The sequence below is a fragment of the Amniculibacterium aquaticum genome, from assembly GCF_003852705.1.
In the GTDB taxonomy this organism is placed as follows: domain Bacteria; phylum Bacteroidota; class Bacteroidia; order Flavobacteriales; family Weeksellaceae; genus Amniculibacterium; species Amniculibacterium aquaticum.
The window spans coordinates 1-1404 of sequence record NZ_REFA01000064.1; the positions used below are offsets into that span (position 1 = coordinate 1).

General features: G+C 29.3%; 1 protein-coding gene. It reads right to left on the reverse strand.

Annotated elements, in window-relative coordinates:
* Window positions 1-323: 323 nt before the first annotated feature.
* The gene (locus EIY84_RS11705) at window positions 324-1139 is read right to left on the reverse strand and encodes a M23 family metallopeptidase (RefSeq protein ID WP_124643384.1); all 816 of its coding nucleotides are present in this window, start codon (window positions 1137-1139) and stop codon (window positions 324-326) included.
* Window positions 1140-1404: the final 265 nt, after the last annotated feature.

Genomic DNA, 1404 nt, shown 5'->3' on the forward strand with positions numbered 1-1404 from the left:
AACAGTATTCATTCTTTGAGGTTGAAAATTCACTTTTTCCATATCCTAATTTTTAATAGTTGTTTGTCCTGCTTTTTATCTTTTCTATTCTGTCTTGTTGGTTTGTCTCTAAAATTGCCGATAACGGAAAAAGTATTGGCGAAGGACGGGCTACTTTGCTGACAATTTCAAAGGAAGACCGAACCTGAGCAAAATGCTTTTTCAGATTTCTAAATTACTAAAAAAAGAAATATGAAAAGCATTTTTGCGGATATTGTTAACTGAATTTTCAAAGACAATATTCACCCCGTCTTTTGCCAATACACTGTTATCTGTAGTCGCAATTAATGGGTTACAATATCATCTCTCTTTAATTCCTCACCTTTATATTTTTCAAAATTAACAGGAATTGATTTTCTACCTGATTCTGTAGGTATAAATGTATTAAAATGTAGATGTTCACCATCTATAAATCCTGATAAACCAATTAAGCCAATTGGTTTATTTTTACTTATTTTATCTCCAATTTTTACTAAAATTTTATTCTTTTGTAAATGTACATATTGAGAATAAATGCCAGTTTCATCATTATAGGTAGTGACAAAATTCGCAAATTTTTCAAATGACTTATCATTTCCATATTTATTATTAAAATCAACTATTCCAACAATGTAACCGTCATCAGCGGCATACACTGTATCACCTACTTTCATTGCAAAATCTATAGCATATCTTGATTCATTTGTATTATGTGAAAAACTACCATTGTAGGATTGCAAAATCTTATATGATTTACCATTTGAGAAAGGTAGTTGCAGAGTTTTATGGGTAATTTCTTTTTTTACATCTCCTAATTCCACCTTGAACTTCAAATTTTTTTCAGTTAAAGTTGTGTTTTTGATTGCAAAAATAGAGTCTTTTAATTTTTGAATTGTAATCGTATTAAAATTATTTCGTAAAATAGAATCATCTGTATCTAAGCGTACAGTAATTGGTGCAAATAATGAATTTCTGATGTCAAATATGATTGTTTCTTTTGTAATTTCATAATTTAAATATATAGAAGCTTGTTCTTTGTTGACTGTTGAAGTCTCTGTTAAATTATTACTCCTACAACCGATAATTATAAATAATAAAAAATAAAATTTTAAATATTTCATTTTAGCAGTATGTTGGTCATGCGATTACAGATAACGGTTTGCGGCTTTGTGAAGTGCGGACTTTGATTATCAAGTATTTATACAATCTCTACACCAAGCAAAAAGCCATTTTTCTTTTGCTAAAATACAAAAATTTGTAAAAGAAAATGGCTTTTTGCGAATAATTTCTCAAAAATTTCAACGCAAGAGCCTGACCTCCGCATTTCACAAAACCGTCTGTTGTCCGTAGTATTTTCAATTCGAGGGCGAATTTAACTGGGTTAAA

Bases quoted from the DNA above. Each gene is read 5' to 3' on its own strand.
- EIY84_RS11705 (WP_124643384.1), bottom strand. From the start codon at position 1,139: ATGAAATATTTAAAATTTTATTTTTTATTATTTATAATTATCGGTTGT.